Raw genomic sequence first — 15,743 nt, forward strand, 5'->3', positions numbered from 1 at the left:
TGTTCATTAATTACAAAAAATGAGTGCTAGAAAAATCTGTGTACTGACTGGAACCAGAGCCGAGTTTGGCTTGCTGCGCCCAGTCATGGAGGCCATTCAACAACATCCTGACCTTGAACTTCAAGTATTGGTAACGGGGATGCACCTCGAGCAAATGTTTGGCATGAGCGTCAAAGCGATCGAAGGTGCCGGTTTCCCGATCTCAGGTCGCGTGCCGATGCACCCGCCCGAAGATAGCGGCAAAGGCATGGCATTTGCCATGGGTGATGGCATCCGTGGCATGACCAAGGTGCTTGGAAAGCTGAAGCCCGACATTCTGCTCTTGCTCGGTGACCGTACCGAAGTGATGGCCGGTGCGATTACCGCACTGTACCTTAACATCCCGATTGCCCACATTCATGGTGGAGACGTCACACGCGGAGGTACGGATGAGTCGACCCGTCATGCTGTCACCAAAATGGCCTCGATTCACTTTGCAGCTACGCCGCAAAGCGCTGAACGCATCCTCAAAATGGGTGAAGAACCATGGCGCATCCATACTGTCGGTGCACCAGCCCTCGATACCATTCTGAATGTGAACCCGCTGAGCCGCTCGAAGCTTGCCAGAAGGTTTAACTTGCCAGAAGACCGTCCTTGGTTTTTGGTACTCCAACACTCCGTGACAACGGAGGCCGAAATTGCCGGTGAACAATTCGCAGAAACCCTCGCTGCATTGGATGCTTTTGATGTAGAGAAAATCTTCATCTATCCCAACTCCGATGCCGGTGGTTTGCAAATCATTGCCCAATTGGAGCGCATCAAGACCGAGCCGGGCAACCATGTTTTCCCTTCGATTCCTCACCGCGAATTCCTGAGCCTCATGAACCATTGCTCCGTGATGGTCGGCAACAGCAGCAGCGGTATCATCGAAAGCTCAACCTTCAAGATCCCCGTGGTCAACATCGGCATCCGTCAAGAAGGTCGCGAATGTGCGGGCAACGTAGTGCATGTAGGTCATGACCGTCAGGCGATTGAAACCGCCATCGATCAGGTCATTGCCGACGAATTCATGGATAGCTTGGAGAATATCGTAAATCCTTACGGCGATGGCAATGCCAGCCGCCGCATCGTAGACGTCCTCTCAACCGTGGAACTCGACAAGAAATTGATCCAAAAGCAGATCACTTACTGAGCCATGAGCGAGGACCGCTTCGGGGAATGGAAGCCACCGCACATCGAAGACGGTGTGCCCACGAAGTGGAACTGGGTGGTACAAGGTGTAGCCGGGCTTAAACTGGGTTTTCGCACCGATATCGGCGCATTTACCTACATCAACGCCCGACATGAAGTAGAAATCGGCGATGAGGTCCAAATCGGATCTCATTGCTCGATTTACTCCCTTAGTACCATCGATGGCAAGCAGGGAAAGGTCACCATCGGAAAAAAGGCCTGCATTGGCTCACATTCGGTGGTCATGCCGGGGGTGACGATCGGCGAAAACAGCATCGTCGGTGCATTCAGTTTTGTGAACAAAGACATTCCGCCCAATGTTGTTGCAATGGGGCAACCCGCTAAAGTCGTGAAGGAAATCGTATGAACGTTCCGCTTTCACAGCCCTATATGGGGCAAGAGGAAATTGATGCCGTCGTAGAGGTTTTGCGCTCCGACAGGCTTGCCTTGGGTCCGGTTACCGCCGAATTCGAGCGGCTTTTTGCCGAAGCCATCGGCGTCAAATATGCCTTGGCAGTCAACAGCGGCACATCAGGGCTGCATTTGGCGGTGAAAGCGCTCGGTCTTGGACCGGGTGACGAAGTCATCACGACGCCATTCTCCTTTGTCGCAAGCAGCAATTGTATTCTCTTTGAAGGTGCGACACCAGTATTTGTGGATGCGGATGAAAGCTTCAACATCAATCCCGATTTAATCGAGGCCGCGATCACACCCAAAACGAAAGCGATTTTGCCGGTACACGTGTTTGGTGAAAGCGCCGACATGGATCCGATCATGGACATTGCCAAAAGGCATGGCCTGCGGGTGATCGAAGACGCCTGCGAAGCCATACAAGCCACTTACAAGGGCAAAATGACCGGAACATTCGGGGATGTGGCTGTGTATGGGTTTTATCCCAACAAGCAGATCACGACCGGCGAAGGCGGTATGATCGTCACCAATGACGATGCGATCTACGAATATTGCCTGAGTGCGCGCAACCAAGGTCGCGCCACTGACATGCAATGGCTCACGCACGTGCGACTTGGCTACAATTACCGCATCAGCGAGGTGACGGCAGCCATGGGCGTAGAGCAGATGAAAAAATTGCCGGAAATCATGCAGCTTCGCCGCGAAAAGGCGCAGCAATACATGGAAATGCTGGCAGACATTCCCGGTCTGCGCTTCCCTGCGGGTTGGGAACAGGCCGCTCATAGCTGGTTTGTCTTCGCCCTGCGCGTGGATGCTGCTTTGCGCGATCCCTTACTTGAAATCCTGAACGCCAATGGCGTACAAAGCAAGGCCTATTTCTCGCCTTGCATTCACCTGCAAGAGTTTTACATGCGTGACTTCGGGTACACCGAAGGAATGTTCCCAATTGCAGAAAAATTGAGCCGGGAAACGATCATCCTCCCGTTTTTCACTTCGATTACCGATGCACAGATGCAATGGGTGGAAAGGCAACTGCGTGCTGCCATGACCACCCTGCGTGCGAATGCCTGAGACCGAAAATGAATATTTTTGAAGGAAAAGTCATCTTGGTCACAGGCGGTTGTGGCTCCATCGGATCAGAAATTGTACGTCAATTGCTGCGTTGTTCGCCATCGCGGGTACGGGTACTGGACAATGACGAATCGGGACATTGGCGGTTGAGCCAAGAACTGGACACGCCGATTTTGCGCAACCTTGTGGGTGACGTGCGCGACCGCGACCGCGTTGCGCGGGCGATGGAAGGTGTGGACATTGTCTTTCATGCAGCAGCATTGAAGCATGTTCCCCTCTGCGAATACAATCCATTCGAAGCGGTAAGCACCAATGTCGTCGGCACGCAGAATGTGATCGATGCTGCCATTTCGCATGGTGTCAAGAAATTCATCGGCATCAGCACCGACAAGGCAGTCAACCCCATCAATACGATGGGCGCGACCAAGCTCCTCAGCGAACGCCTGATTGTGAATGCGCCGATCGGCTTGAGTGGCATCGAGGTCGCTTGTGTGCGTTTTGGCAATGTGCTCGGTTCTGTCGGCTCTGTGATTCCGATGTTCAGGCAGCAAATCTCCAAAGGCGGGCCGATTACGATCACAACCGCCGAAATGACGCGGTTCTTCATGACGATTCCGCAGGCGGTTGCCTTGACCCTTGCAACAGCGGAGCGCATGGTCGGGCACGAAGTTTTTGTGCTCAAAATGGACGTTGCGCGCATCTTGGACATTGCCGAGGTGATGATTGCCGAGGTGGCGCCACAGTATGGCTTTCGTCCAGAGGACATCCAAATCGAATACATCGGCAAACGCGCAGGCGAAAAGATCCACGAATACCTTTTTACCGAAGACGAAGCCCCGCACATCACGGTGATGGATGACATGTTTGTGATTCGCAGTTCGCCGTTTGATCCGCTGAAGGTAGAAAACGACAACTACCAAGAAATTATGGAATTGGGCATGGGTCGCCTGATCGACAAAACGGAAATCAAAACGATTCTGACGAACTGCGGACTGCTGTGAAACTAAAGGATCGCTTCAACAAGAATCTTGTGATCCGCACTTTGAGGCGAAGTGCACGTTTGTTGACCCCTGTTGAGTCGAAGCGGGCCATGAAGATGGCGATTTACTCCATTATCAGCGTTTTCATCGACGTCGCGGGATTATCGATGTTGATTCCCGTGATGATGGCTGCCAATGATCCAAGTTTGGTGACCGGGCCTGTTCAAAATGAGGTGGCTGTAACCATACATCCCGATTCGCCACTTCCGGACGAAGATTTAGTCTTTGTGTTTCCGAAAAAGCTAGCGCTTACGATTCACCCCGACACCACAAGTATCGGACCGATTGCGCTTGATTACCGGAAACCAAAGTCCAATACAGCCGGAGTCAACCCATCCGTCAGCAGTTCTTTGCCATCCGATACCAATCTGCTACGCAAATTGTATCTCGCCCTCGGATTCAAAACCTATGAATCCTACATGCTCTTTTTAGCAGTATTGGTCTTGGTTGTTTTCCTCATCAAAAACAGCATCACGCTGTTTGTCGGCTATTTGCAATCCAAGTTTGCCTACGATGTTGCCACAAACCTTGCCCGCAGGCAATACATGAAGTATTACAACCGCGGCTATACCTACTTCAAGGAAACCAACAGTGCCGATATCGTCAACAATATCATCAACATCCCGGTCTTTTACGTGGGAGGGGTGCTCATTTCCTTGATCAACTTCCTGACGGAGATCGCCGTTTTGTTACTGATCATCATCGGGATTGCAATCGTGGACATCAAACTTTTTGGTGCCTTGTTAGTGGTGTTGGTTCCCAGTGGTTTTGCGATTTACGGACTCACAAAAAACCAGCTGTATGCCATTGGGCAAGAACAATTGCGGCTTGGGGCCATTACCTTTTCCAGAATCAACCAAGCAATATTTGGGTTTGTCGATGTGCGCCTGACCAACAAGGAAACTCATTTTTTGGAGGCCTACGAAAAAGAACAGATTTCCCTTAACGAATCCTTCAAAATCAAGCATACGATCACCATGGTGCCAAGTCGCGCTTTGGAAGTGATTGCCGTGCTCGGCATACTTGTGATCTTTTCCTATGCCTTTTTCTTCGGGGAAGGCTCCAACACCATTTTCGAATTTGTGGCCATTTTTGCTGCTGCTGCTTTCCGGGTACTTCCTTCGATGAACCGCAGCCTTGCCGCGCTGATGGGCATCAAAGGGCAAATGTTTTCCATGGAAGTGCTGGAGGAGGGCGAATTGCCCACCAAAATGGATAAGATGGATGTCCATCCAATGGATTACAACACAAGTATCGAATTCCGAGACGTGAGCTTCACGTTTAAAGGTGCTGAGAAACCTGCCCTTTCAAAGGTCAATTTCACCGTTAAAAAAGGCGAGAAGATTGGCATCATCGGCGAATCAGGTTCAGGCAAGACCACTTTGATGAACCTCCTGTTGCGCTTTTTGCGTGAAGATGATGGCGGAATCTACGTCGATGGCAAAAAAATCGAATACGAAGACATCGCTTCTTGGCGGGCCAAAGTGGGTTACGTTCAGCAACAGGTCTTTTTGATCGATGACACACTCAAACAAAACGTAGCTTTTGGAGAAAATCCCCTGGAAATTGATGAAGAAAGGCTGAAAATGGCCCTTGAACAGGCGAGCCTGACGGAGTTTGTCAGCACCCTTCCTCATGGTTGGGATACGCAAGTCGGCGAAATGGGCGCGCGGTTAAGCGGAGGTCAGCGTCAGCGCATCGGGATTGCACGCGCACTTTATTATCAAAGCAACGTTCTGATTTTTGACGAGGCTACGAGTGCCTTGGACACAGAAACGGAAAATATGATCACGGAATCGATCCAAGCGTTGCAGCTGGACAAAACCGTATTTGTCATTGCACACCGACTTACCACCCTCCGCAACTGTGACCGTATCCTTGAGCTCAAGGACGGAAAGTTGCTGAATGAATGGACCTATGCGGGGCTGGTTCAAGAGAAAATGCTGAAGTAACCTCAAGTTCATGGCGATACTGGTCACAATTTGCGCTCGCGGTGGATCAAAAGGCATTCCAGGAAAAAACCTGCGAATGCTTGCAGGAAAACCCCTGATTGCCCATACAATCGCGACCGCACAGGCTTATCAGGCTGCATTCGGAAATGTGACCATCGCACTGTCCACAGACGATCTGGCAATCAAGGAAGCTGCTGCCGCAGCTGGACTTGTTACCGATTACCTGCGTCCTGAGTCCTTGGCAGGAGACCATGCAGGTAAGGTGGAAACCATCGCCCACTTACTGGAATATGAGGAAAATCGGTTGAATTGCACTTTTGAATACCTGCTGGATCTTGACGTCACTTCCCCCCTTCGAAATCTCAAGGATTTACAGGATGCATTTTCAGTAATCGAAGCAAACCCGGAAGCCGTGAACCTGTTTTCTGTGAGTCCCGCCAACCGAAGCCCGTATTTTAACATGGTGGAACAAAAGGAAAACGGGTTCTTTGCACAGGTCAAGCAACCAGAAGGTATGCTGCTAACCCGCCAATCCGCGCCAAAAGTATACGACCTCAATGCTTCATTTTACTTCTATCGCCGTGAATTTTTCCGACTTGGTTACAAAGGTGCGATCACAGACCGTAGCTTGATTTATGTCGTCCCCCATCTTTGTTTTGACCTTGATCACCCCATCGATTTTGAAATACTCTCGCTGTTGATCGCCAACGACAAACTTGATTTCGAGTTATGAAGGCACTTCTCGTTGGATTGGGCTCGATCGGGAAACGGCATGTTGCTGCGCTATTTTCCATCCATCCAGATTGCCGCATTTTTGCCTTGCGCTCGCAGCCAGATTCGGAAGCTTATCCTGGCGTCACCAACATTACTTCATTGTCGGAATTGCCTGACGAAGGAGTTGATTTCGCCATTGTCGCCAATCCTACCGCATTGCACGCGGAGACCATCGAATTGCTCCTTCCCCTGAAATGCCCCTTGTTTGTTGAAAAACCTCTGCATGATACCTTGCAAATCGCCGATTTGCTCACGGAGGTCACGGAACGGGGTGTTTTAACCTACGTCGCCTGCAATCTGCGATTTCTGGATTGCCTGCGCTTCATCAAGGAGCAAATCCCCGTGCAGGCAGGAAAGCGGCTCAACGAGGTCAATGTCTATTGCGGATCCTATCTCCCGGAATGGCGGGTGGGGCAAGATTTCAGAAAATCCTATAGCGCCAATGCCGAAATGGGCGGCGGTGTACATATCGACCTGATCCATGAACTGGATTACCTCTATTGGTTGTTTGGAATGCCAGCGCAGGTGACACGCATCGCGCGCAATCGATCCTCTTTGGGAATCAGTGCATTCGACTATGCCAACTATATACTAGAGTATCCGCTTTTTGCCGCAAGCGTCGTCTTGAACTACTACCGGCGCGACCCCAAACGCACCCTTGAGCTCGTTTGGGAGGATGAAACCTGGGTGGTGGACCTGCGTGCGAATGCGATCACCTGCAACGGACAGACCTTGTTTGCCTCCAAACAAACAGTCGCGGATACATATTTGCTGCAAATGCAGTATTTTACGGAGCTGCTTGCCAATGGACAAGCATCCTTCAATTCTTTGCAAGATGCTTTCAACGTCCTCACTATTTGTCTCGCTCCATGACTTTAGAAAATAAGATCATCATCGTCACCGGAGGTTCAGGCTTGCTCGGCAAGGCCATGGTAAGCGACATCCAAACAAAGGGTGGGCGACCGATCAACATCGATCTCAATGTTCCTTCTGACCTACAAAATGGCACGTGGCAGGCAGATATCACCAACGACGATGCTGTCAAGGAGGCGATTGCCGCAATTTTTGCTCATTTTGGGCGCATCGACGGCTTGGTCAACAATGCTTATCCAAGGACGGCTGATTGGGGAAAACGATTCGAAGACGTGGATCCCGAATCTTGGCGAAAAAATGTGGACATGCAGCTGAACAGTTATTTTGTGATCAGTCAGCAGGTGCTTGCCATCATGAAGGCGCAAGGTAGCGGCGCCATTGTCAACATCGCTTCGATTTATGGCGTCGTTGGCAATGATTTTTCGCTTTACGAAGCTTATGGCGGCACTTCGCCAGCCGCCTATGCCGCCATCAAAGGTGGTCTCGTCAATTTCACCCGCTACTTGGCCTCCTATTATGGACGGAGCGGCATTCGTGTGAATTGCGTGTCTCCAGGCGGAATTCGCGATCAGCAGCATCCTTCCTTTATCGAACGTTATGAGCAAAAAGTGCCCATGGGCCGTCTTGGGCAGCCCGATGACATCGCACCTGCAGTGAGCTTTTTGCTCTCCGAGGAGGCAAGGTACATCACAGGACACAACTTGATGGTCGATGGCGGCTGGACCTGCATCTGAGTGCAAAATGGACTTCCCGACAGATATTTCTATGGGTATCGGCTTTGAAATGCTACAAAGTCAATACTTTTGGCCCTGAAATCGAAGAGAGAGAATGCAGACTGCAGCAATACGGGTGATTCCGAGGCTTGATATCAAGGGCCCCAATTTGGTCAAAGGCATCCACTTGGAAGGTCTGCGGGTGCTTGGTAAACCCGAGGAATTTGCCCGCCATTATTACGAAAACGGTGCCGACGAATTGTTTTTCCAGGACGTGGTTGCAAGCTTGTACGAGCGCAACAGCTTGCATGACATCGTGAGCAAGATCGCCCGTGAGATTTTCATTCCGTTAACCGTGGGTGGCGGTTTGCGATCGCTGGAAGACATCCGTAGTGTGTTGCGCGCAGGTGCCGACAAAGTCGCGATCAACACCGCCGCTTTGAAGCAGCCCGACATCGTGCGGCAAGCCGCGCTGGATTTTGGAAGTTCGACGATCGTCGTGGCCATCGAGGCCATCCGCGAAAGCGATGGCCGCTACCTCGCCTACACCGACAACGGTCGGGAATATACCGGCCGCGAAGTGGTGGCCTGGGCACAAGAAGCAGAAGCGCTCGGCGCTGGCGAAATCGTCATCACTTCCGTCGACCGCGAAGGCACGGGCGAAGGTTATGATGCCGCCCTTACGCGCAAGGTCGCGGATGCGGTACGCATACCGGTGATCGCCCATGGCGGGCCAGGAAAATTGCAGCATATTCAGGAGGTGTTGACGCAAGGGGGAGCAAGCGCAATTGCAGTTGCTGGTATGCTCCATTACGATTACATCGGCAAATTTGCCAGTGCAGCAGCATCCGCAACTGAAGGCAATACCGAATTTTTGCGCAGCGGTCGTATTCACAAGCATTTTGAAACCTGCACCTTGCCCGAAATCAAAAATTTCTTGCTTTCTCAAGGTCTCCCGTGCCGGCCCTTTACACCCATAGCCCAATGAGCAAAAAGACCATTATCGTCGATTACGCGCTCGGCAACCTCTTCAGCGTACAGCAAGCCTGCCTCCACGTAGGTCTGGATGCCGAAATCAGCAATGATCCGGCCAAAATCGCTGCGGCAGACGGCTTGATCCTTCCTGGCGTTGGAGCATTTGGTGCGGCCATGGCCAATCTGCGCAAGCTCGGCATCGAGCAAGCTCTCAAGGACCAAGTTGCCGCCGGCAAGCCCTTTCTGGGTATCTGCCTCGGCCTCCAATTGCTTTTCACCCATAGCGTCGAATTTGATTCGCAGGAACGCGGACTTGATTTGCTGCCCGGCAACGTGGTACGCATCCCTGCCGAAATTCGCGGTGAGAAGACACGGGTGCCGCAAATTGGATGGAACCAAATCACGCCACCGCCTTTCAAGTCGTGGAAGGGTACACCCTTGCAACATCTCCCCGATCAGAGTTACATGTACTTCGTGCACAGCTACTTCGTGCAGCCTGAAGTGCCCGGAGACGTCTTGACCGTCACCAATTATCAAGGCCTCGAATACTGCTCAGGCGTACAACGCGACAACATCCTGGCCTTCCAATTCCATCCCGAAAAAAGTGGTCCGGAGGGTGTGGAAATTTACCGCAGTTGGGGAGCGATCAACGGATTGCTTTAAGCCTTCCTATACCCTTCCTGGCCTGAATTCGAGCTGAATTTCTTTGAAAATCGGATGTGAAATCAGGTTGCCAATGCGCTCCGGTTTGCACCAAAATTGGTGGTCAGCCGAAATTTCCCTAGCTTTTCGGAGAAAGTTGCCCCTAAAATGATCGTGCCCTTCCTCAGGATTCCATATCAATTCCGCATTTTCTGCCTATGCATCGGCTTGGGAACAATTTCCATTTTGGGTTTGAATGCCCAAACAATGGACAAACAAGGGGCGATCAAGGAATTCGGGGAAATCAAGGAGAATTGGAATTCGGCGAAGTCAAGGTCGAACCAATACGCCGCCGCATCCGACTTGTCTACCTTGCTGTCCAATGCCGAATTGGGTTGGGCACATGCAGACTCCTTGAAAATCGATTGGCACTTGCAACTTGGCCTTTGGTATACTGAATTGGATGAGCCACAGAAAGCAAAGGAAAACTATCAAATCTCCCTCAATTTGCTTCAAAAAAAGCGCGAATTGGTCACTGGGGATTCAGAAAAATTGATTCAGATTTCGCGAAACCTTGGGCTTTCAGCAACGACGCTCGGACAATGGAACGCGGCGCGTGCTGCCTTCGAAAATGCCATTCGTTTGACCGATTCCTTGCCAACGCAACAAGCCGGGATGTTTTTGGATTTGGCTCGGATGCTCCGAACTGCCGGCAAATATGCGGAGGCCACCGACCTGGCACAGAGGGCAGTAAAAATGCAACAAGCATTATTAAAGGGGGTCAAGGAACCTGTCTTGAAGGCAAATTTGACTTCTACCTATATCGATGCGGTGGTGGAAGTCGCCCATGATTTCAACGGATGGGGCATGCCTGACAGTGCCTTTTGGTACTTGGACCAAACAAAAAACCTCCGCAACAACCTTAAAAAATCAGAAACGGTTAAGTTGTGGTTGGCCTTCAGCGAATATCATTACCAAAAACAGGAATTTGAACCTGCGTTAGAGGCAGCCGACATTGCATTAGAGGCAGCGAATGCGGATTCGTTGGCCTCAAAACGGCTTTTGGGCACCATTCATACCTTGCGTGCCAAGTCTTGGCTGGCGAGGAAAGAACCGACCAATGCCTTGGCTGCCAGCCAAGCGGCGTTGATGGCATTCGTCCCGGGATTCCAAGACAGCCTTCCTGGCATGAATCCTGATCCGAATTTATGGGCAGACGATCCAGCGCTTTTTGAGATTTTTCTTCAGAAGGCCCATGCCTTTGAAGCCTTGGGTTTGGTCGAGCAATCGTTGCGCTGTTATGAAAATGCATTCGACTATCTGAACCATCTCCGCGAAGGCCATCACGTCAAGGAGGTGGGAAAATTCAGCTCCAAGGCCATTTATCCTTCCTACGAACGCGCCCTGAAGCTTGCCCTTGCACATGCAAGCCAAACCAAATCCCCCGCCGACTTGGAGCGTGTGTTCCATTTCATGGAATGCCGCAAGACCAATGAAATCCTGCTCTCTCTCCAAAGTGCAAGTGCCTACCCTGCCTATCAATTGCCGGATTCGCTGCTCGCACAATGGCGTACAATTCAGTCCCGAAGACTTGAAATGCATCGCCACCCAACAGAAAAAAGCATCGAATTCCTCACCAAACTTGACAAACAGGCCGCGCAGCTTGCCAGCGGAATCGATACCGTTGCACCGGGTTTTGCCGCATTGACGCAGCGGTATGGCATGGTAAGTGTTGCCTCGGTACAACAAGACCTCGATGCGGACGAAGTCTTTTTGGAGTATTTTATTGGCGATCAGCAACTTTTCATTTTCGCCATTGATCAGCAGCACGCGCAATGCTATTCAGCACCCCTCAAGCCCGAGTTCTTCAAGGCCATTGAACGGTTTGGCAATATGCTTCGCACGCCACCCGAGGGCCGGATTCGCAAGCTCTTTTCTGAGTATGAGCGCACAGCCTATTATCTATTTGGGCAGTTGATCGGACCTTTGATCAAAGGGAATTTCCGTACGAGAATTCCCCGCGCGCTGATCATCGTACCCGATGGCAGATTGGCCTTGATCCCATTTGAATGTTTGATCACACAGCGTTTGTTGGCGCCGAGCGATTTGGCCTTCAGGCATGCTGCCTACTTGATGCGGGATTGTGAGATTCGTTATGGGCATTCAGCGACAACTTTGGCCCGGCAGAATCAGCCTGCAGGGCATCCGCAAACGGCATTTATGCGAAGCATTCTAGCATTGTCGGCCTCCCCACAGGCTGACGGCATGCCAAAATTGGAAACTGCAAAACGTGAAGGTCGGTTGGCTGCGGATGCGTTAAACGGGAAATCAATCGACAAAGCAAGCCGCAACGACTTTCTCGACAATAGCCGCGATTACAGCTTTTTGCATTTTGCGAGTCCCACAATTGCAGACAGTTTGAATCCCATACAATCCTGGATCGGCCTGCAAAAAGACGACAAGTCCATTGACAGCCTGTTTTTCCATGAAATCACCGGCCTGCAGCTTTCCGCAGAAATGGCGGTTTTGAGCGGATGCGCGACTTCCTCAGGCGAACTTCAATCGGGCGAAGCTGTGATGGGGCTTGCGCGAACGTTTTTTGCGGCAAGCTGTCCGCGGGTAATGTTGAGCCTTTGGCGCATCGACAACGAAAACAATGCCGAGCTCACCGGCAACTTCTACAAGACCATGAAGGTCGGCAAGCCTGCTGCCCAAGCCCTGCGTGAGGCCCGTATGGCATATTTGCGCACCGAAGGTCCGGCTGACGGCATGCAGTATCACCCCCATTATTGGGCCTCGATGGTCATGATCGGCGAAGAAGGCCCCTACCTCACGCAAGGCCCCAAAAGTTGGACCCCTTACCTGATTTGGGGCAGCATTGCAGCCTTGATTGTCGCACTTTGGCAGCGACGTATGCGCCGCCGTCGCCGCAAGGCACATTGACAACGATTGCGCTCCGATTCCCTGCGCCTACTAAGGATTAATTCGTAATTTCGCGCCGCCCGCCTGCAAAGCAGGTGGCCCATGGAATATGTCTGGAAACAAGGAAAATCAAGTGTTGGAGACCTATTATGGCCTTCCGCGCCAAGTCACGTGGTGCAGCCGTTGTGTGATGAGCAATCAACGTCCCGCATCCGCCATCGAATTCAAGCACACGATCGACAGCAAAAAGACCACGCTCAAGATCGATGAAGGTGGCCTTTGCGATGCCTGCAAGCAGGCCGATATCAAGGATCAAATCGACTGGCACGCCCGCGAAGAGCAATTGATCAAGCTCCTTGACCAATACCGCCGCAACGACGGCTATTACGACATCCTCGTGCCCGGCTCAGGCGGCAAGGACAGTGCCTACGCGGCCCATATTCTCAAGTACAAGTATGGCATGAATCCGCTGACCGTCACGTGGCCGCCGATTCTCTACACCGACTACGGCCAGAAAAATTTCAAAAACTGGATCGATGCGGGCTTTGACAACCTGAGCTTCAACCGCAACGGCAAGGTGATGAAGCTGCTCACACGCTTGAGCATCCTCAACCTGCTGCATCCGTTCCAGACCTTTATCCTCGGTCAAAAGAATCTGGCGCCGAAACTGGCTGCAAAATTTGACATTCCGCTCGTGTTTTACGGGGAAAATGAGGCCGAATATGGCAATCCGATCGCGGACAATGTGGCTTCCTTGCGCGACAAGAGCTATTACAGCTTCAAAAACCTCGACGAGATTTATCTTGGCGGGGTGAGCATCCGCGAATTGCAGGAAAAGTATGATGTGCGCCTCAGCGACATCCTTGCGTTCTTGCCGGCTCCCGTCGAGGAGGTCGAAAGGTCCAAAATCGAGGTGCATTATTTGGGATACTACCTCAAATGGGTGCCGCAGGAGGTTTATTACTACGCAGTGGAAAATACCGGCTTCAAAGCCCGCCCCTTCCGCACCCAAGGCACCTACAGCAAGTACAACAGCATCGACGACAAGATCGACGACCTGCATTACTACACGACGCATATCAAGTTTGGTATCGGCCGGGCGACCTACGATGCTTCGCAGGAAATCCGTAACCGCCACATTACCCGCGAAGAAGGCGTGGCCTTGGTCAAGCGCTTTGATGGCGAATTTCCCGACCGCTACTTCAACGAAGTGATGGAATACCTGGAAATCGATCCAGACTATTTCCGCGGCGAATTGGTCGACAAATTCCGGTCTCCACACCTTTGGGGCAAGAATGACCGCGGCGAATGGCAATTGCGCCACAACGTCTGGGGCGGCGGCTTGAACGACTGATTTCAGCAAGAATCAAGTAAAATCAACGCTCGAGGTTGTTTCTGCGGGTGCGGTAATGCTTGAGGTAGCTGCTGCGTGACGAATCCGACAAAAAGGAACGGCCGACCATGTCCACCACCTTGGGCTGCGGATCGATGAACGGCTGCAAGAGTTTGTCCAAACGCGTGGCCATGACCCCGATACGTTTTCCAAACTCCCTGAAATCCTTGCCCGTCGCGGGATCGGGTGGTGTCGAATACTTCACACGGACCGTATCCGCAAAAAGGCCTTTCGACAGGGCGAAATCGCTATCTGTCAGGTGCAAACGCGAGTCGACCAAGTCATACGCCGGACTGAGGACAAAGTCCCCGTCACGGGTTTCGATCACGGAGAAGTTCTTGAGGTGCGCATCTCCATTGGAAAACAGGTAGTTGAAGACCACCAACCTGAAAAACCTTTCGACCTCCACACGCCAAGCCGGGAGGTATTGTTGGATCAGCCCGGCCATTTCTTCGTAGCTGAAGTCGTACTTATAATTGTCGCCTGCGTTTTCCTGCGTGCGACCGGCGAGCGAAGCAAAGTCCTCGACCGCCCATTTTCCGCCACCTTGCCTGACGTCAAACCGCTTCGTGATGTAACAAGGCGTTCCATCCGCTGAAAAGATCAAGGAATTTTCAGCAGTGTCAATCCCATATACTTGCCGCGCGATCTGCATGGTAAGGTGCTCATTGGCAGGGAAGTCCCCTACCCGTTTCAAGTCGCGGGGCGGCGGTTTCAGAATGAATTCGCCTTGCTCGCCATGTGCCGTGAGCCGCAATTTGTTCTTTTCCAGAACCAAACTGAGTTTTTCCTGATAACCCGAAATAGACATCTGCTTTCGGTTTTCGAGCAGCAGTTCTTGGGTCTTTTCGTCGGGTGTCTTGAGGTCAAATGGCAATATATGACTCACGAGTTTGCCGCCAAACACGCGCTTGAGACAGGTCGGGCTGTAGGTGGCATGGCCTTCTGACAATGTCCCCGGGCAAAATCGGATATCAGGAAAACTCATGGGAGGTCGTTTTCAGGTGTTACAGTAATGGCGCCGATCGTATCGTATTGTGCGGTGGCTAATAAATAGCCAAAATGGTCATTTTCATCGATTTTGAGGGCATGACTTTGCAATTTGCGGTTGGCGCCCTCGCTCAGCAGGTTGAAAAAAAATGGAAACAGGATCGCGCTCTGATAAGGCTCTTCCTTCTTGGGCATGGTCAGGCTCAGCGGCGGCTTGGTAGTATCCCGCAACCAAAGCGGGTCGTAGACAAACCAATACTGCCGCTGATCGTCTTCGGTCAGCCGCCCGACAAGTTCGTCATTGCGGTATACAAGCCCCAAACGCATTATTTAGCCTTCTTGAGTACCAATTCGAATTCCAAACCCAACACATCTGCCAACCGCGTCAATGTCCCCAAGGTCGGATTGCTCCTTCCGGTTTCCAAGGCCTTCAAAGTGCGCAGCCCGACGCCCGCCAATGCAGCAAGCTGCTCTTGGGTCATGGCCAAGGTTTCCCGCCTTTTTCTCATTTCCGAAATTACATGCTGAGCTTCCATTTCAAATTCCGATTCGCCACCACCACATTATTACGGTTCAAAAATGCCATACTCAGCACTTCTGTGAACAAATCTACGCCATTTTGCCCCAAAAAGCAAGAAAACAGGCAATACACAGCCCCTTTTGATGAATTTAATTGTGAAGAGAAGGCAATTTCCATCCAAAGGTGCATCAAACAGCACTTATTGCTGGTTATGATAGGCTAAAATCGACAAAAAACAATTCAACGTGCATCATAATG

Annotated in this window: 16 protein-coding genes; 12 read left to right on the forward strand and 4 right to left on the reverse strand. The window is 51.5% G+C overall.

The genetic code is table 11. The annotated features are described in order from the left end of the window. The first annotated feature begins 19 nt into the window (after nucleotides 1–19). From neuC to IPN95_20030, 12 genes are all read left to right on the forward strand, one after another. Nucleotides 20–1,171, forward strand: a complete 1,152-nt coding sequence (gene neuC / locus IPN95_19975) for a UDP-N-acetylglucosamine 2-epimerase (hydrolyzing) (GenBank protein MBK9451645.1) — start codon at nucleotides 20–22, stop codon at nucleotides 1,169–1,171. Nucleotides 1,172–1,174: 3 nt separating this feature from the next. After that, nucleotides 1,175–1,576 carry an acyltransferase gene (locus IPN95_19980; protein MBK9451646.1) on the forward strand — a complete coding sequence of 134 codons (402 nt, stop codon included), beginning with the start codon at nucleotides 1,175–1,177 and terminating at the stop codon, nucleotides 1,574–1,576. Then, nucleotides 1,573–2,691: a DegT/DnrJ/EryC1/StrS family aminotransferase gene (locus IPN95_19985; protein ID MBK9451647.1), complete on the forward strand. Its 1,119-nt coding sequence runs from the start codon at nucleotides 1,573–1,575 to the stop codon at nucleotides 2,689–2,691. Before IPN95_19980 ends, IPN95_19985 begins: the two co-directional genes overlap by 4 nt. A gap of 8 nt (nucleotides 2,692–2,699) precedes the next feature. After that, nucleotides 2,700–3,692 carry a polysaccharide biosynthesis protein gene (locus IPN95_19990; GenBank protein MBK9451648.1) on the forward strand — a complete coding sequence of 331 codons (993 nt, stop codon included), beginning with the start codon at nucleotides 2,700–2,702 and terminating at the stop codon, nucleotides 3,690–3,692. Further along, nucleotides 3,689–5,683: an ABC transporter ATP-binding protein/permease gene (locus tag IPN95_19995; protein MBK9451649.1), complete on the forward strand. Its 1,995-nt coding sequence runs from the start codon at nucleotides 3,689–3,691 to the stop codon at nucleotides 5,681–5,683. Before IPN95_19990 ends, IPN95_19995 begins: the two co-directional genes overlap by 4 nt. A gap of 10 nt (nucleotides 5,684–5,693) precedes the next feature. Next, nucleotides 5,694–6,416, forward strand: a complete 723-nt coding sequence (locus IPN95_20000; GenBank protein MBK9451650.1) for an acylneuraminate cytidylyltransferase family protein — start codon at nucleotides 5,694–5,696, stop codon at nucleotides 6,414–6,416. Beyond that, nucleotides 6,413–7,330, forward strand: coding sequence for a Gfo/Idh/MocA family oxidoreductase (locus tag IPN95_20005; GenBank protein ID MBK9451651.1), 918 nt, complete (start codon nucleotides 6,413–6,415; stop codon nucleotides 7,328–7,330). Before IPN95_20000 ends, IPN95_20005 begins: the two co-directional genes overlap by 4 nt. Continuing rightward, nucleotides 7,327–8,064: an SDR family oxidoreductase gene (locus tag IPN95_20010; protein ID MBK9451652.1), complete on the forward strand. Its 738-nt coding sequence runs from the start codon at nucleotides 7,327–7,329 to the stop codon at nucleotides 8,062–8,064. The genes IPN95_20005 and IPN95_20010 overlap by 4 nt, the downstream gene beginning before the upstream one ends. A gap of 94 nt (nucleotides 8,065–8,158) precedes the next feature. Continuing rightward, the gene (gene hisF / locus IPN95_20015; protein MBK9451653.1) at nucleotides 8,159–9,031 is read left to right on the forward strand and encodes an imidazole glycerol phosphate synthase subunit HisF; all 873 of its coding nucleotides are present in this window, start codon (nucleotides 8,159–8,161) and stop codon (nucleotides 9,029–9,031) included. After that, nucleotides 9,028–9,681 carry an imidazole glycerol phosphate synthase subunit HisH gene (gene hisH / locus IPN95_20020; GenBank protein MBK9451654.1) on the forward strand — a complete coding sequence of 218 codons (654 nt, stop codon included), beginning with the start codon at nucleotides 9,028–9,030 and terminating at the stop codon, nucleotides 9,679–9,681. Before hisF ends, hisH begins: the two co-directional genes overlap by 4 nt. Nucleotides 9,682–9,927: 246 nt before the next feature. Continuing rightward, the gene (locus IPN95_20025; GenBank protein MBK9451655.1) at nucleotides 9,928–12,603 is read left to right on the forward strand and encodes a CHAT domain-containing protein; all 2,676 of its coding nucleotides are present in this window, start codon (nucleotides 9,928–9,930) and stop codon (nucleotides 12,601–12,603) included. A gap of 88 nt (nucleotides 12,604–12,691) precedes the next feature. After that, nucleotides 12,692–13,936: an N-acetyl sugar amidotransferase gene (locus tag IPN95_20030; GenBank protein ID MBK9451656.1), complete on the forward strand. Its 1,245-nt coding sequence runs from the start codon at nucleotides 12,692–12,694 to the stop codon at nucleotides 13,934–13,936. A 22-nt stretch (nucleotides 13,937–13,958) separates the two neighbouring features. Here the strand turns inward: IPN95_20030 and IPN95_20035 are convergent, their stop codons facing one another. Genes IPN95_20035 through IPN95_20050 form a run of 4 tightly spaced genes read right to left on the reverse strand, consistent with a single transcriptional unit; the run spans nucleotide 13,959 to nucleotide 15,662 of the window. Continuing rightward, on the reverse strand, nucleotides 13,959–14,963 hold the full coding sequence (locus IPN95_20035; protein ID MBK9451657.1) for a HipA domain-containing protein: 1,005 nt from the start codon (nucleotides 14,961–14,963) through the stop codon (nucleotides 13,959–13,961). Next, nucleotides 14,960–15,292, reverse strand: coding sequence for a HipA N-terminal domain-containing protein (locus IPN95_20040; GenBank protein MBK9451658.1), 333 nt, complete (start codon nucleotides 15,290–15,292; stop codon nucleotides 14,960–14,962). The genes IPN95_20035 and IPN95_20040 overlap by 4 nt, the downstream gene beginning before the upstream one ends. Then, nucleotides 15,292–15,501 (reverse strand): helix-turn-helix transcriptional regulator, encoded by a 210-nt coding sequence (locus IPN95_20045; GenBank protein MBK9451659.1) that lies wholly within the window; start codon nucleotides 15,499–15,501, stop codon nucleotides 15,292–15,294. Before IPN95_20045 ends, IPN95_20040 begins: the two co-directional genes overlap by 1 nt. Further along, the gene (locus tag IPN95_20050; GenBank protein ID MBK9451660.1) at nucleotides 15,483–15,662 is read right to left on the reverse strand and encodes a hypothetical protein; all 180 of its coding nucleotides are present in this window, start codon (nucleotides 15,660–15,662) and stop codon (nucleotides 15,483–15,485) included. The genes IPN95_20045 and IPN95_20050 overlap by 19 nt, the downstream gene beginning before the upstream one ends. Nucleotides 15,663–15,743 lie beyond the last annotated feature (81 nt).

The organism is Bacteroidota bacterium (assembly GCA_016718825.1).
In the GTDB taxonomy this organism is placed as follows: Bacteria; Bacteroidota; Bacteroidia; order J057; family JADKCL01; genus JADKCL01.

Coding starts and splice junctions, on each gene's coding strand:
- neuC (MBK9451645.1), top strand. CDS start 20: ATGAGTGCTAGAAAAATCTGTGTACTGACTGGAACCAGAGCCGAGTTT.
- IPN95_19980 (MBK9451646.1), top strand. CDS start 1,175: ATGAGCGAGGACCGCTTCGGGGAATGGAAGCCACCGCACATCGAAGAC.
- IPN95_19985 (MBK9451647.1), top strand. CDS start 1,573: ATGAACGTTCCGCTTTCACAGCCCTATATGGGGCAAGAGGAAATTGAT.
- IPN95_19990 (MBK9451648.1), top strand. CDS start 2,700: ATGAATATTTTTGAAGGAAAAGTCATCTTGGTCACAGGCGGTTGTGGC.
- IPN95_20000 (MBK9451650.1), top strand. CDS start 5,694: ATGGCGATACTGGTCACAATTTGCGCTCGCGGTGGATCAAAAGGCATT.
- IPN95_20005 (MBK9451651.1), top strand. CDS start 6,413: ATGAAGGCACTTCTCGTTGGATTGGGCTCGATCGGGAAACGGCATGTT.
- IPN95_20010 (MBK9451652.1), top strand. CDS start 7,327: ATGACTTTAGAAAATAAGATCATCATCGTCACCGGAGGTTCAGGCTTG.
- hisF (MBK9451653.1), top strand. CDS start 8,159: ATGCAGACTGCAGCAATACGGGTGATTCCGAGGCTTGATATCAAGGGC.
- hisH (MBK9451654.1), top strand. CDS start 9,028: ATGAGCAAAAAGACCATTATCGTCGATTACGCGCTCGGCAACCTCTTC.
- IPN95_20025 (MBK9451655.1), top strand. CDS start 9,928: ATGGACAAACAAGGGGCGATCAAGGAATTCGGGGAAATCAAGGAGAAT.
- IPN95_20030 (MBK9451656.1), top strand. CDS start 12,692: ATGTCTGGAAACAAGGAAAATCAAGTGTTGGAGACCTATTATGGCCTT.
- IPN95_20035 (MBK9451657.1), bottom strand. CDS start 14,963: ATGAGTTTTCCTGATATCCGATTTTGCCCGGGGACATTGTCAGAAGGC.
- IPN95_20040 (MBK9451658.1), bottom strand. CDS start 15,292: ATGCGTTTGGGGCTTGTATACCGCAATGACGAACTTGTCGGGCGGCTG.
- IPN95_20045 (MBK9451659.1), bottom strand. CDS start 15,501: ATGGAAGCTCAGCATGTAATTTCGGAAATGAGAAAAAGGCGGGAAACC.
- IPN95_20050 (MBK9451660.1), bottom strand. CDS start 15,662: ATGGAAATTGCCTTCTCTTCACAATTAAATTCATCAAAAGGGGCTGTG.